The 24,619-nt window shown below is 51.8% G+C and carries 25 protein-coding genes; 15 read left to right on the plus strand and 10 right to left on the minus strand.

Translation table 11 applies throughout. The features are described 5' to 3' along the window. Positions 1-66 precede the first annotated feature (66 nt). Together IPI86_RS01720 and IPI86_RS01725 are read right to left on the minus strand one after the other, a co-directional pair. Entirely contained in the window at positions 67-681 is a 615-nt protein-coding gene (locus tag IPI86_RS01720; protein ID WP_345296249.1) for a zf-HC2 domain-containing protein, read from the minus strand. Continuing rightward, on the minus strand, positions 674-1,345 hold the full coding sequence (locus IPI86_RS01725; RefSeq protein WP_345296250.1) for a sigma-70 family RNA polymerase sigma factor: 672 nt from the start codon (positions 1,343-1,345) through the stop codon (positions 674-676). The genes IPI86_RS01720 and IPI86_RS01725 overlap by 8 nt, the downstream gene beginning before the upstream one ends. A gap of 87 nt (positions 1,346-1,432) precedes the next feature. On the opposite strand from IPI86_RS01725, the gene IPI86_RS01730 reads away from it, so the two are divergent. The 15 genes from IPI86_RS01730 to IPI86_RS01800 all read left to right on the plus strand — a co-directional run bounded on the left by IPI86_RS01730 (position 1,433) and on the right by IPI86_RS01800 (position 17,088). Further along, positions 1,433-2,005, plus strand: a complete 573-nt coding sequence (locus tag IPI86_RS01730) for a TetR/AcrR family transcriptional regulator (protein ID WP_345296251.1) — start codon at positions 1,433-1,435, stop codon at positions 2,003-2,005. A gap of 53 nt (positions 2,006-2,058) precedes the next feature. After that, positions 2,059-2,871 (plus strand): alpha/beta hydrolase, encoded by an 813-nt coding sequence (locus IPI86_RS01735; RefSeq protein WP_345296252.1) that lies wholly within the window; start codon positions 2,059-2,061, stop codon positions 2,869-2,871. 127 nt (positions 2,872-2,998) lie between these two features. Beyond that, positions 2,999-3,331, plus strand: coding sequence for a multidrug efflux SMR transporter (locus IPI86_RS01740; RefSeq protein WP_345296253.1), 333 nt, complete (start codon positions 2,999-3,001; stop codon positions 3,329-3,331). 93 nt (positions 3,332-3,424) lie between these two features. After that, entirely contained in the window at positions 3,425-4,396 is a 972-nt protein-coding gene (locus IPI86_RS01745) for a squalene/phytoene synthase family protein (RefSeq protein WP_345296254.1), read from the plus strand. A gap of 121 nt (positions 4,397-4,517) precedes the next feature. Next, positions 4,518-4,976, plus strand: coding sequence for an Rrf2 family transcriptional regulator (locus tag IPI86_RS01750; protein WP_345296255.1), 459 nt, complete (start codon positions 4,518-4,520; stop codon positions 4,974-4,976). A gap of 99 nt (positions 4,977-5,075) precedes the next feature. Then, positions 5,076-6,095, plus strand: a complete 1,020-nt coding sequence (locus IPI86_RS01755; protein WP_345296256.1) for a substrate-binding domain-containing protein — start codon at positions 5,076-5,078, stop codon at positions 6,093-6,095. Next, on the plus strand, positions 6,092-7,084 hold the full coding sequence (gene pstC / locus IPI86_RS01760) for a phosphate ABC transporter permease subunit PstC (protein WP_345296257.1): 993 nt from the start codon (positions 6,092-6,094) through the stop codon (positions 7,082-7,084). The genes IPI86_RS01755 and pstC overlap by 4 nt, the downstream gene beginning before the upstream one ends. 50 nt (positions 7,085-7,134) lie before the next feature. Next, complete coding sequence (pstA, locus tag IPI86_RS01765) at positions 7,135-7,953, plus strand: phosphate ABC transporter permease PstA (protein ID WP_345296258.1); 819 nt, start codon at positions 7,135-7,137, stop codon at positions 7,951-7,953. Positions 7,954-7,965: 12 nt separating this feature from the next. Continuing rightward, positions 7,966-8,721, plus strand: a complete 756-nt coding sequence (locus IPI86_RS01770; RefSeq protein ID WP_345296259.1) for a phosphate ABC transporter ATP-binding protein — start codon at positions 7,966-7,968, stop codon at positions 8,719-8,721. 75 nt (positions 8,722-8,796) lie between these two features. Further along, positions 8,797-9,552 carry a sulfite exporter TauE/SafE family protein gene (locus IPI86_RS01775; RefSeq protein ID WP_345296260.1) on the plus strand — a complete coding sequence of 252 codons (756 nt, stop codon included), beginning with the start codon at positions 8,797-8,799 and terminating at the stop codon, positions 9,550-9,552. Positions 9,553-9,771: 219 nt separating this feature from the next. Next, positions 9,772-11,721, plus strand: coding sequence for an APC family permease (locus IPI86_RS01780; RefSeq protein WP_345296261.1), 1,950 nt, complete (start codon positions 9,772-9,774; stop codon positions 11,719-11,721). Between the two features lie 82 nt (positions 11,722-11,803). Further along, on the plus strand, positions 11,804-13,771 hold the full coding sequence (locus IPI86_RS01785) for an APC family permease (protein WP_345296262.1): 1,968 nt from the start codon (positions 11,804-11,806) through the stop codon (positions 13,769-13,771). A 5-nt stretch (positions 13,772-13,776) separates the two neighbouring features. Further along, positions 13,777-14,439, plus strand: coding sequence for a TrkA family potassium uptake protein (locus tag IPI86_RS01790; RefSeq protein WP_345296263.1), 663 nt, complete (start codon positions 13,777-13,779; stop codon positions 14,437-14,439). Position 14,440: 1 nt separating this feature from the next. Next, a complete protein-coding gene (locus IPI86_RS01795; RefSeq protein WP_345296264.1) occupies positions 14,441-15,139 on the plus strand; it encodes an NAD-binding protein in 699 nt (232 codons plus the stop codon). 146 nt (positions 15,140-15,285) lie between these two features. After that, positions 15,286-17,088, plus strand: a complete 1,803-nt coding sequence (locus IPI86_RS01800; protein ID WP_345296265.1) for a DUF5939 domain-containing protein — start codon at positions 15,286-15,288, stop codon at positions 17,086-17,088. A gap of 200 nt (positions 17,089-17,288) precedes the next feature. On the opposite strand, the gene IPI86_RS01805 is transcribed toward IPI86_RS01800, so the two are convergent. From IPI86_RS01805 to IPI86_RS01840, 8 genes are all read right to left on the minus strand, one after another. Next, positions 17,289-18,398: a glycosyltransferase family 4 protein gene (locus tag IPI86_RS01805; protein WP_345296266.1), complete on the minus strand. Its 1,110-nt coding sequence runs from the start codon at positions 18,396-18,398 to the stop codon at positions 17,289-17,291. A gap of 68 nt (positions 18,399-18,466) precedes the next feature. After that, positions 18,467-18,907, minus strand: coding sequence for an NUDIX domain-containing protein (locus tag IPI86_RS01810; RefSeq protein ID WP_345296267.1), 441 nt, complete (start codon positions 18,905-18,907; stop codon positions 18,467-18,469). A gap of 47 nt (positions 18,908-18,954) precedes the next feature. Continuing rightward, complete coding sequence (locus IPI86_RS01815) at positions 18,955-19,875, minus strand: bifunctional riboflavin kinase/FAD synthetase (protein ID WP_345296268.1); 921 nt, start codon at positions 19,873-19,875, stop codon at positions 18,955-18,957. 84 nt (positions 19,876-19,959) lie between these two features. Further along, positions 19,960-20,883: a tRNA pseudouridine(55) synthase TruB gene (gene truB / locus IPI86_RS01820; protein ID WP_345296269.1), complete on the minus strand. Its 924-nt coding sequence runs from the start codon at positions 20,881-20,883 to the stop codon at positions 19,960-19,962. A 93-nt stretch (positions 20,884-20,976) separates the two neighbouring features. Then, the gene (locus IPI86_RS01825) at positions 20,977-21,933 is read right to left on the minus strand and encodes a DHH family phosphoesterase (protein WP_345296270.1); all 957 of its coding nucleotides are present in this window, start codon (positions 21,931-21,933) and stop codon (positions 20,977-20,979) included. 62 nt (positions 21,934-21,995) lie between these two features. Next, entirely contained in the window at positions 21,996-22,346 is a 351-nt protein-coding gene (gene rbfA, locus IPI86_RS01830) for a 30S ribosome-binding factor RbfA (RefSeq protein WP_345296271.1), read from the minus strand. A 66-nt stretch (positions 22,347-22,412) separates the two neighbouring features. Next, on the minus strand, positions 22,413-24,191 hold the full coding sequence (gene infB / locus IPI86_RS01835) for a translation initiation factor IF-2 (RefSeq protein WP_345296272.1): 1,779 nt from the start codon (positions 24,189-24,191) through the stop codon (positions 22,413-22,415). Between the two features lie 107 nt (positions 24,192-24,298). Then, positions 24,299-24,604, minus strand: coding sequence for a YlxR family protein (locus IPI86_RS01840; RefSeq protein WP_345296273.1), 306 nt, complete (start codon positions 24,602-24,604; stop codon positions 24,299-24,301). Positions 24,605-24,619 lie beyond the last annotated feature (15 nt).

Consider the following 24,619-nt stretch of genomic DNA (forward strand, 5'->3'; position numbering starts at 1 on the left):
TGGCGTGCGGCGCAAGTGTCGCTGTCGCTCAAGGTGACACAACGGGTTATTCAACTGTGGGCTGGTTCAGCCTTCGAGGAGTTGGCCGTGCTCCCGACGCGTCTGCCGCGCCCACCAGATCGCAATCCAACTCAGATACAGCAGGGCAATCGCCACTTGCAAGACGATCTGAGGCAGTTTGTTTCTCGTAAAGGACTCTGTGAGTTCAGCCCATTGCAGGCTGTTCCCGCTCAGAAGTCCGAATTCTTCAAGCGTTCCCGACCAAAGGGTTCCAGTTGACGAATCAGCCGCCAGCCAGGCGGGAGTTTCGCCCAAAGTCAACAAGCCAAACCTGTCCGCGGTCGAGATCACTTCGCTGACCACTTCGGAGGTGCCGATGAGAACCCAGAGCAGGAGCAGGCTGACCGGTATCATCCACCAGCCCATCTCCTGCGCTTTGCGTTTCGTCGCCCGTGGCTGTTCGTGCGGAAGGCGCAGGCTGACCTGGGAAGCGAACCTCTCTGACGATATAAATTCGGGCGCGGGCACTTCGTGCAGCAGGCTGGAGACATTCTGCAAAGACTCCAACTCCGCCTGACACTGCTCGCATTCGGCAAGGTGTTTTTCCACTTGATCAAGCCGTCCGTTTTTCAGTTCATCATCCAGATAAGCGTTCAACCATTCTGTTACGTGGTTAGACATGTTCAGCCTCCATCAACACGATCCTCTGTCCTTCCAGTTTTTCCTTCAATACACGACGCGCATAATTCAAACGTGACATGACGGTGCCGATTGGAATATCGAGCGCATCCGCAATTTCGCGATAGGAAAACCCTTCGTACTCTTTCAGCACCAGCACCGCGCGGCTTGCATCCGGCAGGGACTGGATCGCGGCCTGCACCAGCGCAGTCCGCTCCTCCTGCAAATAGATTCCTTCGGGACCGGGCTGCGGGTCGGCAAGTTGAAAATCGTCCACATCTCCAGGCAGGATGCGCTTCTCTTTGCGCAGCATATCCGTTGCGGTGTTGAGTGCGATGCGGTAGAGCCAGTTGCGCAGGGACGAATCCACGCGAAAGGAACCCAAATGCGACCATGCGCGGATGAATGTCTCCTGTGCGGCATCTTCTGCGACCTGCGCGTTGCCACACATGCGGAAGATGACATTTATTACGCCTTGGGCATGGATGCAGACCAATTCGCTGAACGCGCTCCGGTCACCACCCTGCGCCCTGATGACAAGCTCTGCTTCACTTATTTCAAAACCGATAACCACCGGGACATTCCTTTTCTGTTGCTGCCTTTTCATCATATATACGCGCTTCGGCTTGTTTTTATTCGGAATCGTGGAAAACTCAACTTTGTTCATCAATTTGTAAAAACTCGGCAAGGTGCTCTGTGTTTTCAGACGTTCAGCCTTGACAACTTACTGACTAGTAAGTAAAATCTGACCACTATGGTCAAAATTGAGAATTCCAAGAAGACGATTTTGAATCTGGCGGAAGCCCTTTTGCAAGACATGGGCTTCAACGGCTTTAGCTATGCTCACATCGCGTCGGAGCTTGGCGTGAAAAATGCAGCCATTCATTATCACTTCCCTACGAAAGAGGATCTGGGTCGGGCGGTGATCCAGCGTTATCGTGACCGCTTCAAATTGTGGGTCAACAATGCCCGCGTCAAAGATCTTGCTCCACAGGAAAAACTGGATTGGTTCTTCAGCATCTACACCGCCATGCGCGCTGACCAGGGCAAGGTCTGCCTGGTTGGTTCGATGGAAGTTGAATTCAATTCGATCCCTGAAGGTTTGCAGGCGGAAGTTCAATCCATGCACAAGGAATTGCTGGCCTGGCTCGAAAGCATGCTCGCCGAAGGCAGGGACGCAGGTGCGTTTCGCTTCAACGGCGAGCCCGCCAACAAGGCCGCGCTGATCCTGTCCACTTTGCAGGGGGGCTTGCAAATGGCCCGCGCATTGGGAACAAAAAAGTTCCGTGATGTCATCGAGCAGCTTAAGCTGGATCTGCTCGTCTAAAATTTTTTAACATCAAAACTTACTAGTTGGTAAGTAAATCACAAGGAGAATCAATGACAACTTTAGAACCAACCGCAACAAAGTATCAAGGCATCGTGAAGAAGGCTTATCAGGCATTTTTCAGCCCGTCGCAATACGAAGTAAAGTCCGCGGACCGCGAGGTCATCGCACGCGGAAACAATTACCGCCTCCCCTTCGAGGGCGGCGAATTGGCGGTGACGACCTGGGGCGATAGCGGTCCCGCCGTCTTGTTGATGCACGGCTGGGGTGGCGCCCGCGCGCAAATGACAGGCTTTGTCGAACCGCTGCTGGCTGCTGGATATCGAGTCGTGGCATATGACCAGCCCGCACACGGCGAATCCGATGGGAAGATGACGAACATCCTCGAGATCACCCCCACCATGGATCTGGTCGAAAAGCGCGAGGGAAGATTCGACGCGATCATTGCCCACTCATTCGGGACTCTAATCACCTCCTACGCGCTGGTCAATCGGAATTTTCCGCCTCCCACCAGACTGGTGTATCTGGGCGCTTTCAATCGGCTTTTGGATTCCCTTCCGCGTTTTCAAGTGCTCGCAAACCTGCCCGATGAGATCATCGAAGGCATGCGCAATATGATCTACGATAACTTTGGAAAAGGCGAATTGGACTCCATCGTCAACGAGACCATGACACAGCAGATCCACATCCCCGCGTTGATGTTCCACGATGCGGCGGATAACGTCACGCCCGTGAATGACAGCCACGCCATCGCCAGCGCATGGAAGTCTGCCCAGTTCATTGAAACCACGGGTCTGGGACATAGAGGCGCGCTGCAATCAGGCGAGGTCCACGCGCAAGTTGTGAATTTTTTGCAGAATAAATAATCCGATTACCCATTCTGTGAAAACTGAAGCCGCAAAGTTGCGGGGATAAAATCCCTGCCGCTTTGCGGCTTTGCATCAGAAATACAAGTACAATCCCTGAAATCAAATGACCAAAAGGGATGAACTTATGAAAACCGCATTGATCTTCTTTTTTGCCGTCGTCAGTGAAGTGACGGCTACCACCGCCCTGAAATTTTCGGAGGGATTCACAAAACTCATTCCCAGCCTGATCGTTGTAGTGGGATACGGCATATCCTTCTATTTGCTTTCGCTCAGCTTGAAGGTCATTCCCATCGGCACTGCGTACGCGCTTTGGTCAGGCATCGGCATCGTGTTGACAGTCATCGTCGGCATCGTACTCTGGCGCGAAACCATGGACTGGGCACGCGGCATCGGCATCTTCCTGATCATGCTGGGGATTCTGGTCATCAATATGTTTTCAAAGTCCGTGGCACATTAAGCATTCTTTATTTGCGTCATGGCCTTGCAGGATATTTCCAAAATCGGACAAGGTGGGTTATAAATAAACATCTTCGGGAACAAGGATGATCGAATGAACTCTCGCGACCTGCTTAGAATCACCAGCCGTACTTTTGCCATCGGCATCGAACGCCTGCCTCGCGTGCTGTGCGATGCAACCACGATCGCCTATCTTCTTTTAAGGGTCTCCGATTATCTCGAGGACAATGAAGAGATGGAGACAGATGAAAAGGTGGCGCTTTTGAATCTTTGGGTGAATATTTTACGTGAACAGGAATCGGTTGAAGCATTGACCAGCCAGTTAACCGGGGCCAACACCGAAAATCCCGATGCGATCGTGGCGCAGCACTCGAAGGAAATATTACTGCACCTGAGTTCACTTCCCTATGAAGTACAGGAGATCATCGTCCACCACGTCATCAACAGCACCCAGGGCATGGCACGCTGGACCAAACAAGGCTCGAATGTCGACGATGAAAAAGACCTCGACGATTACATGTTCGAAGTCGCGGGACGCGTGGGATATCTGGTCACACAATTGTTCGCCTGGTATTCCATCACCATCCGTAACAAGGAAAAGGAGATCATGCCGCTCGCACGCGAATTCGGACTGGGTCTGCAAACAGTCAACGTGATCCGCGGCCTACGTGAAGATTTCAACCGCGGGTGGGTGTATATTCCCAAAAAATTCCTGCAGGAAATGGGGCTTACCCGTGAGCAACTCTTCGACCCCCAACACAGTGAGCAGGCATTAAAAGTTTTGGATATGATGACGGATAAAGCCGAACGTCATTTGCGGCAAGCGCTGCAATACGTGAAGTCACTGCCATGGTGGCTGCACGGCATTCGGCTGGGATGTATCTTTCCGTTGATGTTCGCCATCCGCACGCTGGCGGTCTGCCGACATAACGCGCAGGTCTTTGAGAGCGAAGCCAAAATGACCCGCAACGAAGTTAAAAAGATCGTGATGGATTCAACCCTGTGGGGCTGGTCCAATCTCTGGTTGGATCGGTATTATCAGGAATTGAATGTGGCAGGGGAATGACCAAAACCATCTACGAATCAATCTTGCGTAAAATGGTCATGAATCCCCTTGACATAATTCAGTCGCTGAATTATGATTGCGGTCGATAAAGTCTATTGGATTACTAGGAGTTATAGATAAAGTGAGACTTTCCAAGCGCGGCGAGTACGGCCTTCGGGCTATGATCGCTCTGGCAGAACCCGCTGAAAAAGGCGGCGCCCCACAGATGATGCAGATCAAAGAGATCTCTCTTCGTGAGCAGATCTCCCCCAAGTTCCTTGAGCAGATCCTGCTTACGCTCAAGAACGCGGGACTGCTTCATAGTAAGATGGGCGTCGGCGGCGGGTATTACCTGGCCAGGTCAGCCAGTGAGATCACCCTCGGGCAAATCTTCCGCGTATTGGACGGTCCTGTCGCTCCCATCAAGTGTGTCAGCCAGATGGCGTATGAGCCATGCGGCTGCCCCGATGAAGAGACTTGCGGTCTGCGCCTCGCCATGGGCGATGTGCGCAATGCCATTGCCGATATTCTGGATAACACCAGCCTCGCTGATGTGACCAAACGTCAGAACGCGGTCCGCAAAAAGCTCGGCATCAAGTAAAGTGAATGAATCTGCGTGCGGGGGAACGCATTTTTATTTACCTCAAAAGTATACTAGTACTATAGACTTTATAATATATAAACAAACTGGAGACAAATAATGCGAAAACAAACTTTAACATGGCTCTCAATGCTTTTGGTTTTGGCTGTCACTCTTTCAGCGTGTGGAACTGCCGCGCCTGTGGCAACAGCCGTCCCCCAGTCTGATGCGGGTACTTCATCCAACGCAGCTCAGGCGCCCGCCGAAGAACAACTAAGCGGAACCATTTCCGTCTCGGGCGCATTTGCCCTTTATCCCATGATGACCGTCTGGGCCGAGGAATTCACCAAACTTCACCCTGATGTGCAGTTCGATGTGCAAGGCGGCGGCGCTGGCAAAGGCATGACCGACACCATCGCAGGCGCTGTAGATATTGGCATGATCTCCCGCTCCATCAAGGAAGAGGAAACCGCGCAGGGAATCTTCTGGGTGGCCGTCACCAAAGACGCGGTCTTTCCGATCATCAACATGGAAAACCCCGTTGCTGCGCAAATTCTCGAAAAGGGAATCACACAGGAAATCTTCAATAAAATTTACATTACCGAAGAGATCAAGACCTGGGGTGAAGTGGTCGGTGACCCAACCATCACGGATGAGATCCATGTCTTCACCCGTTCCGATGCCTCTGGCGCTGCCGATCAATGGGCAAAATATACCGGCGGAGAAACCCAGGATGATCTCAAAGGTGTCGGCGTCAATGGCGAACCTTCAATTTTGGGAGAGGTGATCAAGGATCCGCTGGCAATTGGTTACGGCAATTTGAACAGCATCTTCGATCTGAGCAGCGGCAGTCTTGTGCCCGGCGTCGTTATCCCACCCATTGATATCGATGAAAATGGCAAGGCCGATGCGGTTGAAATATATACGGTCAAGGAAGATGCTTTCGGCGCAGTAGCCAATGGAACTTACCCATCGCCTCCCGCCCGTTTCGAAAACCTCGCCACCCTCGGCAAACCGGAAGGATTGACCCTGGCCTTCATTGAATGGATCCTGACCGACGGCCAGCAATATCTTGAAGCCGCTGGTTTCGTGCCACTCACTCCAGAGCAACAAGCTGAGTCACTTGAAAAACTAAAATGAGTCAAGCAAATCCAACATTTTCCAATCAATCAGACAAGCAAACAGAAGGCCGGAACTCCCGGCCTTCTGCCACGCTTCGTGCCCGCCAGGATCATGCCGCGCGTCGGGCATTTTTCATTTTCACTTTATTGCCGGTTCTGCTGATCTTGTTTGTTACAGTGGCGTTGATATTCCGCTCCTGGCCCATCATAAGCAAATACGGTTTATTTGACCTGATTTTTGGCCAGGTCTGGAAACCCAACAACGGTCAATTCGGTTTTTGGCCTTTCATCCTCGGCACATTCTGGGTCACGACAGTGGGCGTCGTCCTCGCCGTGCCTGCCTGCCTGCTGACATCGATCTATCTGGCAGAGTATGCGCACAATCGCACACGTTCTTTTGCCAAACCCATCCTGGATCTATTGGCCGCCATTCCGCCAGTTGTTTATGGAGTCTGGGGATTGGTTGCCATCGTCCCGTTTGTGGATGACGTACTCGCGCCTCTTTCCGACCGTTGGCTGGATTCAGTTTCGATATTCAGTGTCAACCAACCGACAGGGTTTAACATCCTCTCCGCAGGCATCGTGCTGGCAGTGATGATCGCACCGCTGGTCATTTCAGTCATGTACGAGATATTCTCCACAGTTCCCAATGATCTGCGCCACGCATCTCTCGCTGTCGGTGCAACCCAATGGCAGACGATCCGCAATATCGTCCTGCCGCAGGTGGGACCGGGTATTCTCGCCGCCGTCGTCCTCGGAGCATCACGCGCGCTCGGCGAAACCATCGCCGTATTAATGGTGGTCGGCAATATCCCGCAAATCCCAACTTCGATCTTTGATTCAGCATATCCATTACCGGCGCTGATCGCCAATAACTACGGCGAGATGATGTCCATCCCGTTATACGATGCGGCATTACTAAGCGCTGCGCTTGTTTTATTGGTGGTCATCCTGATCTTTAACATCCTTTCCCTGATCGTACTTCGGCGAATGTTGAGGAAAAAATGAGCTTCTTAACGAAAAAACACTGGCAAAGACGCCATCTCATGGAAGCCCTCATGAAATTCATCATGCGGGTTTCATTGGTCATTGTGGCAGGTTCACTTGGCTTGATCTTGTGGATCGTCATCGTGCGCGGCCTGCCGTCTCTTTCCTGGGATATGGTCACAAAGATCCCGGAAGGCGGATATTACATGGGCAAGGGCGGCGGCATTCTCAATGCAATCATCGGCTCGGCTTATCTCGCAACTGGCGGAACATTACTGGCGGTCATTTTCAGCGTGCCGATTGCGCTTTATCTCAAAACCTATTTGGGCGACTCCAAATGGGGTCAATACGTCCGCCTTTCACTGGATGTGCTTTGGGGCATCCCATCCATCGTATACGGCGCTTTCGGTTTCGCATTGATGATCACCATTGGCATGCGCGCTTCGCTTCTCGCTGGCATCATCATCCTGGCATTCATCGAACTCCCCATCATGACCCGCGCCATGGATGAAGTCATCCGCCGCATGCCGGCTGACCTTGAACATGCCGCCCTCGCACTCGGTTCCACAAAATTCGAAGTGGCTTTGCGCGTGGTGACCCGCCAGATGCTGCCCGGTATTACCACTGCCATTCTGCTGGGCTTTGGTCGCGGCATTGGTGATGCAGCTTCCGTTTTATTTACAGCAGGTTATACCGACCGAATCCCCACTTCATTGATGCGTCCAACCGCATCTTTACCGTTGGCAGTATTTTTCCAACTCGGTTCCCCATACCCCGAAGTGCAGCAGCGCGGATACGCCGCAGCATTAATTCTCACCATCATCGTACTTGCGGTCAGCCTCGGCTCGCGCTGGCTTTCGGCACGTTTGAACAAATACACCATCAAATAACGGAGCGAAATCATGGATGCTCATATTCAAGTAAAAAACCTCAACGTCTATTACGGCAGACAACAAGCCTTGAAAGATATCAATATTGAAATCCCCAAGAATCAGATCACAACGATCATGGGGCCATCAGGATGCGGCAAGACCACTTTATTGAAGACCTTCAATCGATTCTTTGAACTCACCGAAAACACCAGCCTCACAGGCGAAGTGCTGGTGGATGGCAAAAACATTTACGACAAAGATGTGGATGTGACCGAGGTCCGCAAGGTGGTTGGGCTGCTCGCACAGCGCCCCACACCGCTGCCCATGTCCATTTACGACAACATTGCCTACGGCATGCACATTCACAAAATGAAGAATGACCGCAAGGAATATAAGACCGCGGTACGGCATTATCTCGAGATCGCGGGTCTGTGGGAGGAAGTGCAAAAAAGATTACACGACCCCGCCACCAGCCTCTCCATCGGACAGCAGCAACGCCTCTGCCTGGCCCGCGGCCTGGCCGTTGAACCCGAGATCATCCTCGGCGACGAACCCACCTCTGCGCTGGACCCGATCTCCTCGCAAAATATCGAAAGCCGTTTGATCGAATTGAAACAGCAATACACGACCGTGATTGTCACCCACACCCTGCGTCAAGCCAAACGCCTCGCAGATTATGTTATTTACATGTATCTCGGTGAAGTCATCGAAGCTGGCCCCGCAAAGGAAGTATTCTCCAATCCCAAACACGAACGCACCAGACAATATCTCGAAGGGCAATTCTAAATTCTCCTTTCAACCCGGCAACGATCCGTCTCATCATAAAGACGGTCACAATCAAATTTGAAAAGGATGTGAACCATGGATCTCAACATTTTGTTATTTGTGCTGGTGGGCTTTGTCGCCCAAATGATCGACGGCGCCCTGGGCATGGCCTACGGCGTAAGCTCCAATACCTTCCTGCTTAGTCTGGGGATTCCCCCCGCAGCCGCATCTGCCAGTGTGCACATGGCAGAAGTAGTGACGACGGGCATCTCGGGCTTCTCTCACTGGAAGCTGGGCAATGTAGATTGGAAGCTCGTGCGCCGTTTGTTGGTGCCCGGCGTGATTGGCGGCCTGCTCGGCGCATATATTTTGACCTCAGTAGACGGCAACATCATCAAACCGTACATCGCTGTTTATCTGCTTATCATGGGGCTCGTCATCATTTACAAGGCCTTCACCACCAAAATGCGCGAAAAACCCGATGATTATCATGGGCCGCGCATCAGCCTGCTCGGACTAGTCGGCGGATTCTGTGATGCCATCGGCGGCGGCGGCTGGGGCCCTGTGGTCACATCCACTCTCGTTGCGCGTGGAAAATATCCGCGCATCACCATCGGTTCTGTGAATTTCTCCGAATTTTTCGTCACACTGGGGCAGTCCATTTTGTTCGTGCTCACTTTGAATTTCAAGGAATACTGGCAGATCATTCTCGGCCTGCTCATCGGCGGAGCGATCGCAGCACCCCTCGCCGCCATGTTGACCAACAAACTGCCCATCAAGACTCTAATGATCATGGTCGGCATCATCATCGTTGCACTGAGCATTCGCACGATCATACTCTCAATAAAATAGACTGACCGCTTCACAGTGATACACCGTGCATATCCTGTCTCATGATGGTCATGAGACAGGATATGCACGATATTCAATTTCAGAAGATCGAAATGAGGATATTTTGACGGGTTCCACCGACTCCAAAATCGTAAGCTCAACCATGCAACCCTCTTAAAAAACGGATTTGGACTATAATCACGCCTTGTTCTACCAACAAAGTACATAAAATCCGGCAACATGATCAATCCTGAAGATAATAAATCCACCTCCGTTATTCAGCGAACAACAGATTACGAACCACCGCGAGATATAAGCCATTTCCTTATTGGCCGCCCACTCGCCACTGCTGATGCTCCCCATCAAACAATTGGCAAAGCCATTGGTCTGGCTGTTTTTGCATCTGATGCGCTCTCTTCCACGGCTTATGCCACGCAGGAGATCCTCGTCATCCTTGCTGCGGCCGGTACCATAGCCTTTGGATATGCTTTTCCAATATCCATCGCCATTGTCATCCTGCTTGCCATTGTTTCCCTTTCGTATGAACAAACAATCCATGCCTACCCGGATGGCGGTGGTGCCTACATCGTTTCACGTGATAACCTGGGAGAGTTCCCTGCCCTTACCGCTGCAGCCGCCCTTCTGATGGATTACATTCTCACTGTGTCTGTTTCAATTGCTTCAGGGGTGGCACAGATCGTATCAGCCTATCCCGAACTGTTCCAGTATCGTATCGCTATTGCAATAGCGTGTGTGCTGTTTGTAATGCTGATCAATCTGCGTGGTGTGAAAGAATCGGGGGCGGCTTTCGCCATTCCGACCTACTTCTTCATTGTGTTAATGTTCTTAACCGTCAGCATAGGAATCTTCCGCTATTTCACAGGAACATTGGGTCTGGTAATAGACCCGCCGACCCTTGAACATTTGGGGGAAACAGTTAGCGTTGTAACGCCCTTCCTTCTATTACATGCATTCTCAAGCGGTACGGCCGCATTAACCGGCGTGGAAGCCATATCTAATGGCATTACTGCATTCAAGGAACCCCGCAGCCGTAACGCTGGCATTACCCTGATCTGGATGGCTGTGATTCTTGGATCACTCTTCCTGGGTATCTCATTCCTTACAACTCATATAGGGGCCGTTCCATCAGAGGCAGAGACCGTCATTTCCCAGCTTGCGCGCACAATCTTCAACGGGCGCGGAACTTTATACCTCGGGGTCATCACAGGTACAACTGTTATTTTGATCATGGCTGCTAACACTGCCTTTGCTGATTTTCCACGGTTAAGCGCAATGGCTGCCAAGGATGGTTTTCTTCCACGCCAATTGACTTATCGTGGGAGTCGTCTTGTTTACTCATATGGCATTATTACACTTGCCATTATTGCCTCGCTGTTGATCATTTCGTTCCAGGCCAGTGTTACCCGTCTTATTCCTCTTTATGCAATCGGCGTATTCCTCTCTTTTACACTTTCACAGGCGGGCATGGCGCGCCGTTGGTGGAAAATCGGGCATCTTGCCCCAGGCGTTGAGATCAAGGAGCGTGGCTCTACGATCCGTTACGAAAAGAACTGGCAATTCAAGATGGTTGTCAACGGTTTTGGTTCTCTCTGTACCGCAGTTGTGATGTGCGTCTTCGCGGTCACAAAATTCGAAGATGGCGCGTATATTGTCCTTTTCCTCATGCCCTTGTTGATCGGATTATTCAGCATGATCCATCGCCACTATTCCGGAGTAGCCAGCCGCCTCTCGCTGGAGCACTATGGTGAGCCCCCGCCTTACACAGGCCGCCATCGCGTCATCGTACCCGTTAGCAACGTTCATCAAGGCACGCTGGCCGCCTTGCGATATGCGCACATGTTATCAGATGATGTAACTGCGGTGCATGTCTCCATGGATCCGGATGAGACTGAAAAGGTTCAACGAAAATGGCAGACTTGGGGAAAATCAACGCGTCTTGTGGTCGTGGCATCTCCCTACCGTCTCTTTCTCGAACCGCTGCTTGGATACATCGAAGAGATCATTGCCACCCGACAGTCTAACGAGACCATTACCATTGTCGTGCCACAGTTTGTTCCATCCAAACGAATATTCAATGCGCTACACATGCAAACGGCAGATATGCTGCGCAAGGAATTACTATCCAAGCCAGGTGTCGTTATTACAGACGTTCCCTACCAAATCCCCTAGCAATCATAACAAACAAGATTTGTACTATAATCACGCCCGTTTTATATGTCATTAAGAAAGCCTTTAATTTCGAAAGAGAAACATGCTAACCCCGCAAAATAATCAAACCGAAATCATGCGGCGCGAAAGCGATTACACGCCGCCCAGATCACTCAGCCACTGGATGATCGGAAGGCCGCTTTCCACAGCGGATGCTCCCCACCAGACGATCGGAAAGGCCGTGGGTCTGGCCGTTTTTGCTTCAGATGCGCTTTCATCTACCGCCTATGCCACACAGGAAATCCTGGGTGTTCTGGCAGCGGCAGGCACGATCGCATTCGGATATGTTTTTCCGATTTCCCTTGCCATTGTTGTTCTGCTTGCAATCGTGACCATTTCATACCAACAGACCATTCACGCCTATCCGGGCGGAGGCGGCGCATATATTGTGGCACGCGATAACCTGGGCGAACTTCCCGCGCAGATGGCTGGCGCTGCCCTGCTCACAGATTACATTCTGACTGTGGCAGTGTCTGTTTCATCAGGCGTGGCGCAGATCGTTTCAGCCTACCCAAACATTGAACCTTATCGAGTTGAGATCGCCATCGGGGCGGTACTTCTTATCATGCTGATCAATTTACGGGGAGTCAAAGAATCGGGCGTAGCCTTCGCCATTCCAACTTATTTCTTTATCGTTATGATGTTTATCACCGTAGGCATCGGTCTTTTTCGAGCCCTATCGGGAACACTGGGCACAGTTGTGAATCCCCCTGAATTGGACATCATGCATAGCGTCACGGGTATCTCTGCATTCCTGATCCTGCATGCGTTTGCAAATGGCACCACAGCATTGACCGGTGTAGAAGCGATCTCCAACGGCATCACCGCATTCAATGAACCGCGCAGCCGCAATGCTGGCATTACATTGATCTGGATGTCTCTCATTTTGGGCGCGCTCTTCCTTGGCATCTCGCATCTGACAGGTCAGATCGGAGCTGTGTATTCTGAAGAGGAGACCATCATCTCACAACTGGCGCGTACGGTCTTTAATGGACGCGGGCTGCCTTATCTTGCGGCGATCTGGGGAACAACTGTCATCCTCATTATGGCGGCAAACACGGCCTTTGCTGATTTTCCGCGCCTCGGGGCGCTGGCTGCCAGCGATGGCTTTCTCCCTCGTCAGTTGACCTTCCGCGGAAGCCGCCTCGTATATTCGAACGGCATTATCACGCTGTCCATTATTGCATCCCTTCTCATTATCGCGTTTAAAGCGAATGTGACGCTTTTGATCCCGCTTTATGCCATCGGCGTTTTTCTGTCGTTTTCATTATCGCAATTCGGCATGGCGCTCCGCTGGCGGAAGATCGGCGGCCTCAAGGAAGGCGAAGAGGTATTTGAACGCGGATCGGTTTTGCGCCCCGATGACAAGTGGAAGTCCAAAATGTTGATCAACGGATTTGGCGCATTGTGCACCGTTGTCGTGATGTTTGTTTTTGCAATTACGAAATTCCGCGAAGGCGCATGGATCGTATTGATTCTTACCCCGCTGCTGGTGATGCTCTTCTTCTCCATTCATCGCCACTATACCAGTCTGGCCCACAGTCTCTCCCTGGAAAAATTTGACGGGTTGCCCGCGCGTCAGACGCGCCACCGCGTGATTCTGCCCATTAGTGGTGTACATCAGGGCGCGCTGGAAGCATTAAGATATGCCCGCCTGCTTTCAGATGACGTGACGGCCGTGCACATTTCACTGGACCCCGATGAGACCGAAAAGGTTCAAAAGAAATGGCTGGCATGGGGGGAAGGAACACGCCTGGTCATCCTTGATTCTCCTTATCGGCTCTTTGTTGAGCCGCTGCTTGAATATTTGAAAGAGATCATTGAAAACCGCCAGCCAAATGAGACGATCACAGTTGTAGTGCCGCAGTTCATGCCTTCGAAACGCTGGCATAATCTGCTGCATATGCAAACTGCCAATGTTCTGCGAAGCGAATTATTAAACAAACATGGGGTGGTCGTGACCGACGTGCCCTATCACGTGCATGAAAAGCACATAGCACACCAGGAGTAAATCTTATGAACTTAATTGTTGTTGGTTGCGGCCGCGTAGGCGCTGAGCTATCGTATCGCCTGTTCAAGGGCGGCCATCAAGTCACCATTGTGGATAGTAACAGACAGGCCTTTAATCGTCTGCATCCCGATTTTCGCGGACGCACGTTGGAAGGCGAAGGTCTGGCAGAAAACGTACTCGACCGCGCAGGCATTAAAGAAGCAGACGGCCTCGCCGCCGTCACAAATTCAGATACATTGAATGCGGTTGTGGCCCATACCGCGCGCACGTACTACCATGTCCCTGTGGTGGTGGCACGCAATTACGATCCCAACCTGCGCCCGGTTATTGAATCCTTCGGACTGCAAACCGTCAGCTCCACATTTTGGGGTGCGCAGCGGGTGGAAGAATTGTTGATCAACCCGTCGCAGCGCGTGGTTTATTCCGCGGGCAATGGCGAAGTGGAAGTGTATGAGGTCAGCATCCCTGAAGCCTGGAATGGTCGCCGTTTACGCGAATTAATGGAACCGCTCGAGCAATGCTTTGCGGTTGCCCTCACCCGGGCGGGACGTTCATTTCTACCAGAGTTGGGCATGCCCCTGCAAACCGGAGATATGCTTAATTTCAGCAGCACTTACGACGGTGTCAGTGCGCTCACATCGCGCCTGAATGGAAAGGCGGAGGCTTAACATGTTCGTATTAATCGCTGGAGGCGGCCGCACTGGGGCACGTCTCGCAAATTTGTTATTGAATGAAAATTACAAAGTTCGCCTGGTGGAAAACCGCCGCAACCTGCTTACTCTGTTGCATCAGGAATTACCCACCGAGGTGATCTACGAAGGCAACCCATCGGACCCCAGCATTCTTGAAGCGGCAGGCATCCGCGAAGCGCATGCAGTGGCCTCGGTTACAAGCGACGACTCGATGAATCTAGCCATCAGTTTTATCTCCAAGAAAATGTTTGGCGTGCCGCGCACCATCGCACGCGTCAACAACCCAAACAACGCGTGGCTGTTCGATGAGAAATTTCACGTGGATGTTTCACTCAACCAGGCCGACGTGCTGGCGCACTTGATCCAGGAGGAAATGTCACTAGGTGACATGATGACCCTATTCAAGATCCGCCGCGGACGTTACGCCGTGGTGGAGGAAAAAGTCCCCGCTGGCGCGAAAGCGATTGGTGTGCAGCTCAAAGAAATGGGACTGGCCGAACACTGCGTGATCGCCGCCATCATTCGCGATGGGGTGATGACATTACCCCGCGGCGACAGCGTGCTTCAGGAGCTTGATGAGATCATTGCGGTCGCCAGCCCGGAAGGCGCACATAAGCTTTCCGAACTATTAGCAGACCCAGCTCACCCCGAACGCAACGGCGGCAGAAAAGCCTGATAAACGATAACAGCCTGTCCAAATTTGGACAGGCTGTTTTTATAGTACAACCTAAAATACTCCATAATTACAGCAATAACTGCTTTGCAATGCAGTCAGAACAAAACGTGAGTAAAATTACCCCGACAGTGATTGTCTAACTCAACATGGCAAAAGAATTCCACTACACATGGACATGGGATCTGGAGTCCTCGCCGGAGGCGCTCTGGCCGCTCGCGTCGGACACGAATCGCTTCAACCGAGATACAGGCCTGCCGCCCATGCAACTGCTTGGAATTTCGAACGGCGCAAAACTTGTAAAGTTCAAGATCCCATTGATCGATATTCGTTGGGAAGAAGATCCTTTTGAATGGACCTATCCCTACCGCTTTGGGATCTTGCGCCGCTATAAAAGCGGTCCGCTCGCGGAAATGCGTGTGGATTGCCGTCTTGAACCGTTGCAGCCTTCGGGCACGCGCATCATTTACGATGTGCAGGTCAAAGCGGCGAACATTCTGGGCGATATTGGCATTCCGCTTGCCATTGGCTTTGTCAGTGCGAAACGTTTTGAAAGCACATTTAAACGGTATGACCTCATCACATCCAACATCGGTTCGATCGTGATGAATATCAAGGGGAGAAACCTCTCATCGTCAGGTCAGGCCAGGTTCAAGGTCCTGAGTGAGCGATTAAAAGAACAGGGCGTCGATTCATCCATCCTTAGTCATCTTTATGAATACATGAACTATGCCGACGATCTATCCATCCAGCGCATGAGGCCATACGCGCTTGCAGATGGATGGAAGGCGGATCGCCGCACCGTATTGGAGTCGTTCCTGCGAGCCACGCGCACAGGCCTGCTCGATATGTATTGGGATATTCTCTGCCCCGAATGCCGCGGCGTCACCGATGATTATGCACGGCTGAGCGACCTGCATGCCACGGCACATTGCAACACCTGCCAGATCGATTTCACAACAAACTTCGATCACAATGTTGAAGTGATCTTTCGACCCAACTCGGCGGTGCGGCCCGTGGATGCCACCGTGGAATTTTGCGTGGGCAGCCCGCAGCGCCAGCCGCACATTGCATTTTCGCTCACCGTGCCGCCGCACGAGCAGCTTCCTTTTTCAACCGTGCTCAATGAAGGGCGTTATTCCCTGCATGCCTCGGAAATTCCCGGCACGCAGATATTGCTTGCAGCGAATGACGGCCTGGAACAGATCGATTTTCGCGCGAGACTCAACGGATGGCCGACAGGCATCACAAAGTTGGGACTCAGCCCAAACGTTCGCCTGATCAATGACACCGATTCAACCCTGACCTTTGAACTGGTGCGTACCGCCTGGTCAGATCAGGCGGCGACAGCAGCAGACGTGACCACACTGCAAGTCTTCCGTGACCTGTTCTCAAGTGAAGTGCTGCGCCCCGGCGAAGAAATTTCAGTCGGCGCGACCACGCTAATGTTCACCGATCTGCGCAACTCAACCAGACTTTATCGTGACATCGGCGATGCGCCCGCCTTCGGACGTGTGCGCGAGCACTTTGAAATCCTCGAACAAGCTGTGACCGCGGAAGGCGGTTCCATCGTCAAGACCATGGGCGATGCGATCATGGCGGCATTTCGCAACCCTGTCTCGGCCGTGCGCGCGGTTTGGAATGCGCAAAAACAGATCTCCGCAAGAGGCGAGCCGCCGCTTTCCCTCAAGGTCGGCATCCATCACGGGCCATGCATTGTTGTAAATCTAAACGACAGACTCGATTATTTCGGCTCCACTGTGAACATCGCCGCGCGCCTGCCCAACTTCTCCGTTGGCGGTGAAGCGGTTTTATCTGAATCGATTCGCAACGATCAGGAAGTGATCGAATTCCTCGAAAAGAACGCGCCGCCCAATTCGCTTACCCGCTTTCAAGGTGATATTCGCGGCTACGACCAATCAATCGAGTTGTGGCGGGTCAGGATACAGTAGAAGCGTATTTTCATCTTCTTCTCCTTTCGATTTTTATTCGGCGTATCTGTATGACGAAAGGGAAAATGGAATGTTCCCCTAAAACTTTTTTTTCCAATCAAATCAGCGGCTCGAAACCAGGTCCTCCAGCAAGGCAACCAGTTTTTCCCCGATCACTGCCCGGCTAAAATTCTCCTCCAAATATTTTCTTCCCTTTAAACCTAGTGCACGGCTTTGCGCGAATCAGCCGCAAGCCTGCGGATCGCATTTGCCAGTTCAACCGCATTTCCGGGCTCCGCAAAAATCCCACATGCTGCAGCCTCAACCACTTCACGGATCACACCGTCAATTGCAAGAACCACAGGGCGTCCCGCAGCCATATAGTCGAACACTTTGTTCGGGTAGGTCGTCTTATATTCTTCAAGCGGTTTGAGGATCGCAATACAAGCATCCGCGCCTGCAAGGGCTGCTGCCATCTCGGTCTTCGGCACCGACGGCAGAAAGGTCACATTCGATAGATTCATCTTCTCCGCCTGCGTTAATAGCGCGGGCTTTTCCTTGCCGTCACCAAGCAACACGATCTGAATATTCTTTTCGTCAGCCAGCAAACCCGCCGCATCCAAAACAACATTGAGATCGTTCGACATTCCATGCGCACCGGCATAGAGCGCAACGAATTTATCCGTTAACTGATTCGATTGGCGGAATGCCGAGCCGTCATCATCGGGATCGAACATGGATGGGTCTGCGCCGTTGGGAATTAATTTCACCCGCTTCGCGCCGCGGCTGGTCACTGGTTGCAAAAACCCAGGGCTGTTGACCATCACCTGATCAGCGCGGCGATACAGGAATCGCTCCAGCCATTCGGAGAGAAAGATCAAAATGGGATTCTTCAACACACCCACTGCGATCGCAAACTGCGGCCACAAGTCGCGCACCTCGAACAAAAACTTCGCGCCTTTGAAGCGTGCCAAAACCCAGGCAGTCACTCCCTGAAAAATCGGCGGCGACGTGCCCCAGACCAGGTCAACATTTTTTACGCCAAGCCCAACCCAAAAAGATGAAAGCATAAATGAAAAAAAAGCGAGGATGCGATGCAAAAAGGATTTATGATGCGCATCGTACACGGTCGCGCGCAAAATGGTCAAATCTCCTCCACCCGCTTGATCATCCTCCACTTTGAAGGAGGTTCCCGTAATATAACTAACCGGTGAAGCGATCACGGTCACTTTATGTCCACGAGTTGTCAGCAGGCGTGCGAATTCATGGTGGCGTGTGCCACCCGGTTCGTTGAGAGATGCGAATGCCTGGTGAATGATGAGGATATGCATGGGAGGGCGATAACCAAAGGACAGAGAATGGAAGATTATTTCTTCAACATCCATTCCCGTCCCATTTTTTATTTCTTCTCGATGATTATAACTGGCTCTGACGGCCAGCCTTCCTTTGCAAAACGGACGACCAAATCGGCAAGTTCACGCGGCACGACATTTTTATTTTTCACATCTTCCAACGACATCCACAGCGGCTGATAAGAACCGTGTACGGGATTGAATTCGCCATATTCCTCGCCCGTGCCTGTGCCAAATTCCCCGCCAAATCTTTTAGCTAAAAAATAATACTGCGGTCTTTCGCCAAAGTGTACATCCGCCACCTTTTGTTTGATCTCCACCTGAATACCCAATTCCTCTTCCGCTTCACGAATGGCGGCCTGCTCCGGGCTCTCGCCTTTGTCCACACCGCCGCCGGGGAAGGTGAAATAATGCAGCCCCGCGCGGTGACGTTCGATCAGGGCAAGTTTGTCATCTTCGATCAGGATAATGCCGGAACGTATTCTCATGTTTATCTCCCAGTGACCTTCCAAAGTCTGCAGACTTTGGCCTCCCGTCAAGCAAGTAATTCTCTTGTTCGATCCACGTCGTCATATATTTTTTCGATCAACGCTTCCACCGAATTGAATTTTAATTCATCCCGAATTCTGGCAACAAATTCCAATCTCAAGCTTTGGCCGTAGATATCGCGGTCGAAATCAAGCAAATAGGCTTCGAGACTGGGATCCTGTCTTTCGGGGGTGAATGTTGGATTGAAGCCGATGTTGGTGGCGGCCATGAATTTTTCTTCGCCAAGATGTGCCCAGCAGGCATAGATGCCATTGGACGGTGCGGCTTTTTGCTTTGAGTAATCCACATTGGCAGTGGGAAAGTTGATGGTGCGTCCACGGCCTGCGCCGCGAATGACCACTCCGCTCATGCTGTATTGATACCCAAGTAATTTCGCGGCTTCGACGACGTTCCCGGTGGCGACCAGCTTTCGGATTTCTGTCGAGGAGATCACTCCACTTTCATCGCTGAGCGCATCGACGACTTCGACAGTGTAATCCAATTCCTTTCCAATTTCGGTGAGACGCGCGGCATTGCCTTCGCGCCCCTTGCCGAGGGCAAAGTCATAGCCAATGAGCAGGTGTTTGAGGCCAAGACTCTGCTTGAGTTGAGTCATATATTCATAGGCAGTGGCAGTTGAAAGGTCCCGTGTGAAGCGCTGGGTAATAACATGGTCCACGCCCAGATTGATCAAATGGTCCGCGCGTTCCTCGGGTGTGGTCAGGCATTTGATCTCGTGTCCGCTTAAGACCGTGGCGGGGTGTGGAAAAAAGGTAAGCACGACCGCGGGTTCAGCCTGCGCGTGCGCATCGTGGACCAGCTTTTGGATGATCCGCTGATGCCCGCGATGAACACCATCGAAAACACCGACGGTGAGCCATGCATTTTGCGTGGAGACTTCTTCAAGGGAATGATAATGTCGCATCATATTAAAAAAGCCGCCGATATGGCGGCTTTCCATCGTCATTGCGAGAAACGTTCTTCGTACACCGCCCTCGCAATGACGAAATGTTTAGTCTGAAGTGAAGAATACTTTTTTGGGCTGCCATTCATGGGTGCCATCTTCAGCTGTGGCAAGTTCCATGAGCGCAACCAGTTCACCTTGTGTGCTGACGCCGCGCACTTTGGTTTCTGTGGGTTCACCCACAACCTTGACGCGATGCCCGTGGCGAACACCTTCGACTTCATCGGGGTTGAGTTCCACGGCGGGCCAATCGCCAAGCGCTTCAGCGGCGGGAATCAGGTATTGATACCAATTACCTGCGGTGAAAGCTTCCTGCAATTTTCGCAAAGGCACGGAGTCGCGCAGTGAGAAACGTCCGCTCTTGGTGCGGCGCAAGCCGACAAGATATGCGCCGCATCCGAGCATGACGCCGAGATCGTTCGCAAGGGAACGAACATAGGTGCCGGATGAACAATGCACATCAATCACCACTTCGGGCGGAGTCCACTCGAGCACTTCGAGATGATGGACTGTGATCTTGCGCGGCGCAAGATCCACTTCCTCGCCCTGACGCGCCATTTCATAGGCTTTGCGTCCCTGCACTTTTACGGCGGAGTAGGGAGGAGGAGTTTGTTCGATCTCACCGATAAATGTTTTCAATGCTTCTTCGAACTGTGATTCTGTGACATTGACCGGGTCTTTTGTGGGAGTAACTTTTCCTTCAGCATCGAAGGTGTCGGTTGAGCCGCCCAGGCGGATGATGGCCTGATATCTTTTATCTGAAGCAGATACATATTCGCTCAAACGCACCGCCGGGCCGACAAGGATGACGAGCACACCGGAAGCGCGCGGGTCTAATGTGCCGGTGTGACCGGCGCGTCGCAACCCCGTCCCATTGCGGATGGCCTGAACCACATCATGTGAAGTCATACCGACAGGCTTATCCACAACGAGGGCGCCTGAAATGGCATTCTTAATATCCTGACTATTCATCTTACATTCCTCCTTCGAGTTTTCGATAGCTAATTATGACATAATCGTCTTATTTTACAACACGTACTAAGGTCATGTAATTTTAGTCGTAGTTTACAGATTCAACATCTCAAATGTCTTCGCAAGGACTTCCTGCTGGATATTCTGCAAGCTGCCTTCGATATCTGCTCCTGCGGCCGCGGCATGACCACCGCCTTTGAAGTGCTTCGCGATCTGCGAAACATCCAACCCGGATTCCAATGCGCGCCATGAAATTTTCACGTGATTATCGCTTTGTTCCACAAATACCATTCCCACCTTGTTCCCATCGATCGCTGAGATCATATTGATCAAGTCAGCATCGTCATTACCGCCATATCCCGCGGACTTGCGGTCTTCCAAAGTAAGCGTGCCCCAAACGACTCCATTCCTGCTCTGAAGGCTGGAAAGTCCGGCGCCCCAATAACGTGCGGCAGGAAATGACTTGTTTACCAATGCGCGCATGTATATCTCGGGCATATCCACACCTGATTCCATTAAAGTGGCTGCCTGGCGAAGGGCATCCGGTGTGGTGTTGGAGGTGCGAAAGCCAAGCGTATCGGTAATGATACCTGTCAGCAATGCGGCCGCAACCGGCTTGGTGATCTTCAAGCCCCAGGCAGGCAGGTGCGTAGTGAGGATCGCAGCAGTGGCAACTTCATCCGCTTCGATCAGATTAAGCTTTCCAAATTTTTCGTTGGTCTTGTGGTGATCTATATTGATATCGGGCTGGCCAAAATTCTCAAAAATCTTTCCTGTACGTTTGAAATCGGCGCAGTCTACAGTGATGAAGGTGTCATGATTTCCCTGCGGCTCCTTCACAATGAACTGACTTCCCTCCAGATATTTGAATGAGGCAGGGACTCCATCCACCAGGACCATTTGCACGGATTTACCTGCATCGCGCAGAGCCAGACCCAGTCCAAGCAGCGAACCAATTGCATCCCCATCCGGTCGAACGTGCGATACGATGACAATCTCTTTCGCCGCACTTAGTCTATTTTTTATCTCCCCTGAGAGTTGACTGTCCACTTATGTTTATCCTCCATATATAAAAAAATAAGGGGCGCATTTTGAAACGCACCCCTTTTACATTATTTCTTTTCTCTTAACCCAGCCAGAACTTTTTCGATGTGGTCTGCATTCTCCGGAGTGGGATCCCAATGGAATCGCAATCTTGGAAATGCGCGTACCTCCACCCGGGAGGAGAGAGTCCGCCTGAGGAAGCCGGAAGCAGATTCAAGTCCGGCGAGGATCTCGGCGGAGCGCCCGGCGCCTTCAATGGCTGAGACATAGACATCCGCGTAGGCGAGTTCCCTGTCAATCGTAACATCAGTTACGAAAATCTGGTGTAAACGCGGATCATTGATTTCGCGGATCAACAGTTCCGATAATTCCTGACGGACACGATCCGCAATGCGTTGTAAACGAATTCCTGATGGCATGAGTTTGCCTCACATTCGTCATTGCTGTGAGCAGGAAAGCCACCCACACAATGACAATACTATTATTTAAGAATTTTCAACGATATAACAAACAAGCTGGTCACCGGCTTCGATGTCATTAAAGCTCTTGAAACCGACACCGCATTCGTATCCCTGACGAATCTCTTTCACATCTTCCTTTTCATGGCGCAGGGAGGAGAGATCACCTTCGTAGATCATATCTGCACCGCGGAAGAGACGCACACGCGCGCCGCGTCTGAGTTCGCCATCGGTCACCTTGCAGCCTGCAACCTTGCCAAACTTGGAAGCAGAGAAAGCAGCCAGCACCTGTGCGCGGCCAACGACTTTCTCGACAAGTTTCGGCGCAAGCATGCCTTTGAGCGCCTTCTCGATATCCTCGGTCATGCGATAGATGATCTCATACAAGCGGATGTCGACGCCTTCTTTTTCAGCAAGACGGCGTCCATCCACATCGGCCTGGACATTGAAGCCGATGACAATCGCCTTCGATGCCGCCGCCAACATTACGTCATTGTTGCTGATGTTGCCGGTTTCAGCATGCAGGATGTGAAGCCCGATCTCGCCTTCCCCGAGCTTGTTCAACTCACCCATGATCGGGTCAAGCGAACCTTGAACATCGGCTTTGATGATGAGATTGAGTCCCTTGGCTTCGCCAGCTTGAACATTGGCGAACAGGTCTTCAAGTGAAACTTTCTTCTTGGTCTGCGAGAGAGTCTTTGCAGCTTCGGTGCGCTCTGAAACGATATTGCGCGCTTCTTTTTCAGAATCGACCACTTCGAAAATATCTCCAGCGGAGGGCATGCCGCTTAACCCCATTACAGCCACCGGCGTGGATGGACCGGCCTTCTTGATCGGTTTACCTTTGTAGTCGGTGATGGCGCGCAGTTTTCCGTAGGCGGTTCCTGCCACGACGATGTCACCAGCTTCAAGGGTCCCGTTTTGAACGAGCAAGGTCGCAAGGACACCTTTGGATTTATCCAATTCGGCTTCGATCACGGTGCCGATCACTTTTCCATTTGGATTGGCTTTGATATCGTTGCTGTCTGCCACAAGCAGAATGCCTTCGAGCAGGTCATCGATACCCTGCTTTTGTTTCGCAGAAACAGGGATGACCATGGTGCTGCCACCCCATTCATCGGGGACGAGTTCGAGTTCGGCTAGTTGCTGCTTTACACGATCCGGATTGGCATTCGCCTTATCCACTTTGTTCAGCGCAACCATCAAAGGTACGCGCGCAGCTTTTGCATGGGCAATGGCTTCGCGAGTCTGCGGCATGACGCCATCATCAGCAGCGACAACGAGCACCACGATATCAGCGCCCTGGGCACCACGGGCACGCATTTGTGTGAACGCGGCATGGCCCGGGGTATCGAGGAAGGTGATCAAACGTCCCTTCTTCTCAACCTGATATGCGCCAATGTGCTGTGTAATTCCACCAGCTTCACCAGCAGCAACTTCTGTGGAACGAATGGCATCCAACAGACTGGTCTTACCGTGATCGACGTGCCCCAAAATGGTGATCACAGGCGGGCGTGTTTTCAGAAATGCATTATTCTCCCCAGCGATCATCTGACGCCAAAGAGGCACTTCCCCCACTTCCACCTTGCCAGCTTCCTCTTCCACTGTTTCAAGGATGGCTTCAAATCCATATTCGCCGACCACGATCGCAGCCGTGTCAAAATCCACGGTCTGATTAATGGTCGCCATTACACCATTTGTCATTAATTTTTTAATGAGGTCAATTGGGCTTTTTTCGATCTTTAGAGCCAGGTCACGAATGACAATGCTGGCAGGTAATTCAAGTTTATTTCCGTTGCTGCTCATAGGCCACCTCCATCTACTAGTATGCGGACCTCATCTTGCAGAATCCGCGAAATCTTCAATGCACCAGCGGGAGGCCTGTGAGCGAGTGGCTAATCGTTCACATGGCGTTAATTGCTGGCCTCTGCCCCATCAAGAGGCAAAGTATTAATAAATTCTTCCAGTCGAGCGCGGTCATCCGCGGTCAACTCCGCTTTGAGCGCATGCGCCAAAGCTCCCCTCAAACCACGCACCCAGCAATCACGCTGGTCATGCAAATAAGCACCTCTTCCAGCTGCTTTGCCGGTTGGGTCAACCCTCACCCCATTATCCGTGCGCACGATCCGCACCATTTGCCGTTTGGGCAGGGTTTCGCGGCATCCCACGCAGGTCCGCTGGGGCACATGTTTTACACGTTGGGCAGGTTTTTTGGTCACCTTCAATATACCTAC

The organism is Candidatus Villigracilis affinis, assembly GCF_016705895.1.
GTDB classification, from domain to species: Bacteria; Chloroflexota; Anaerolineae; order Anaerolineales; family Villigracilaceae; genus Villigracilis; species Villigracilis affinis.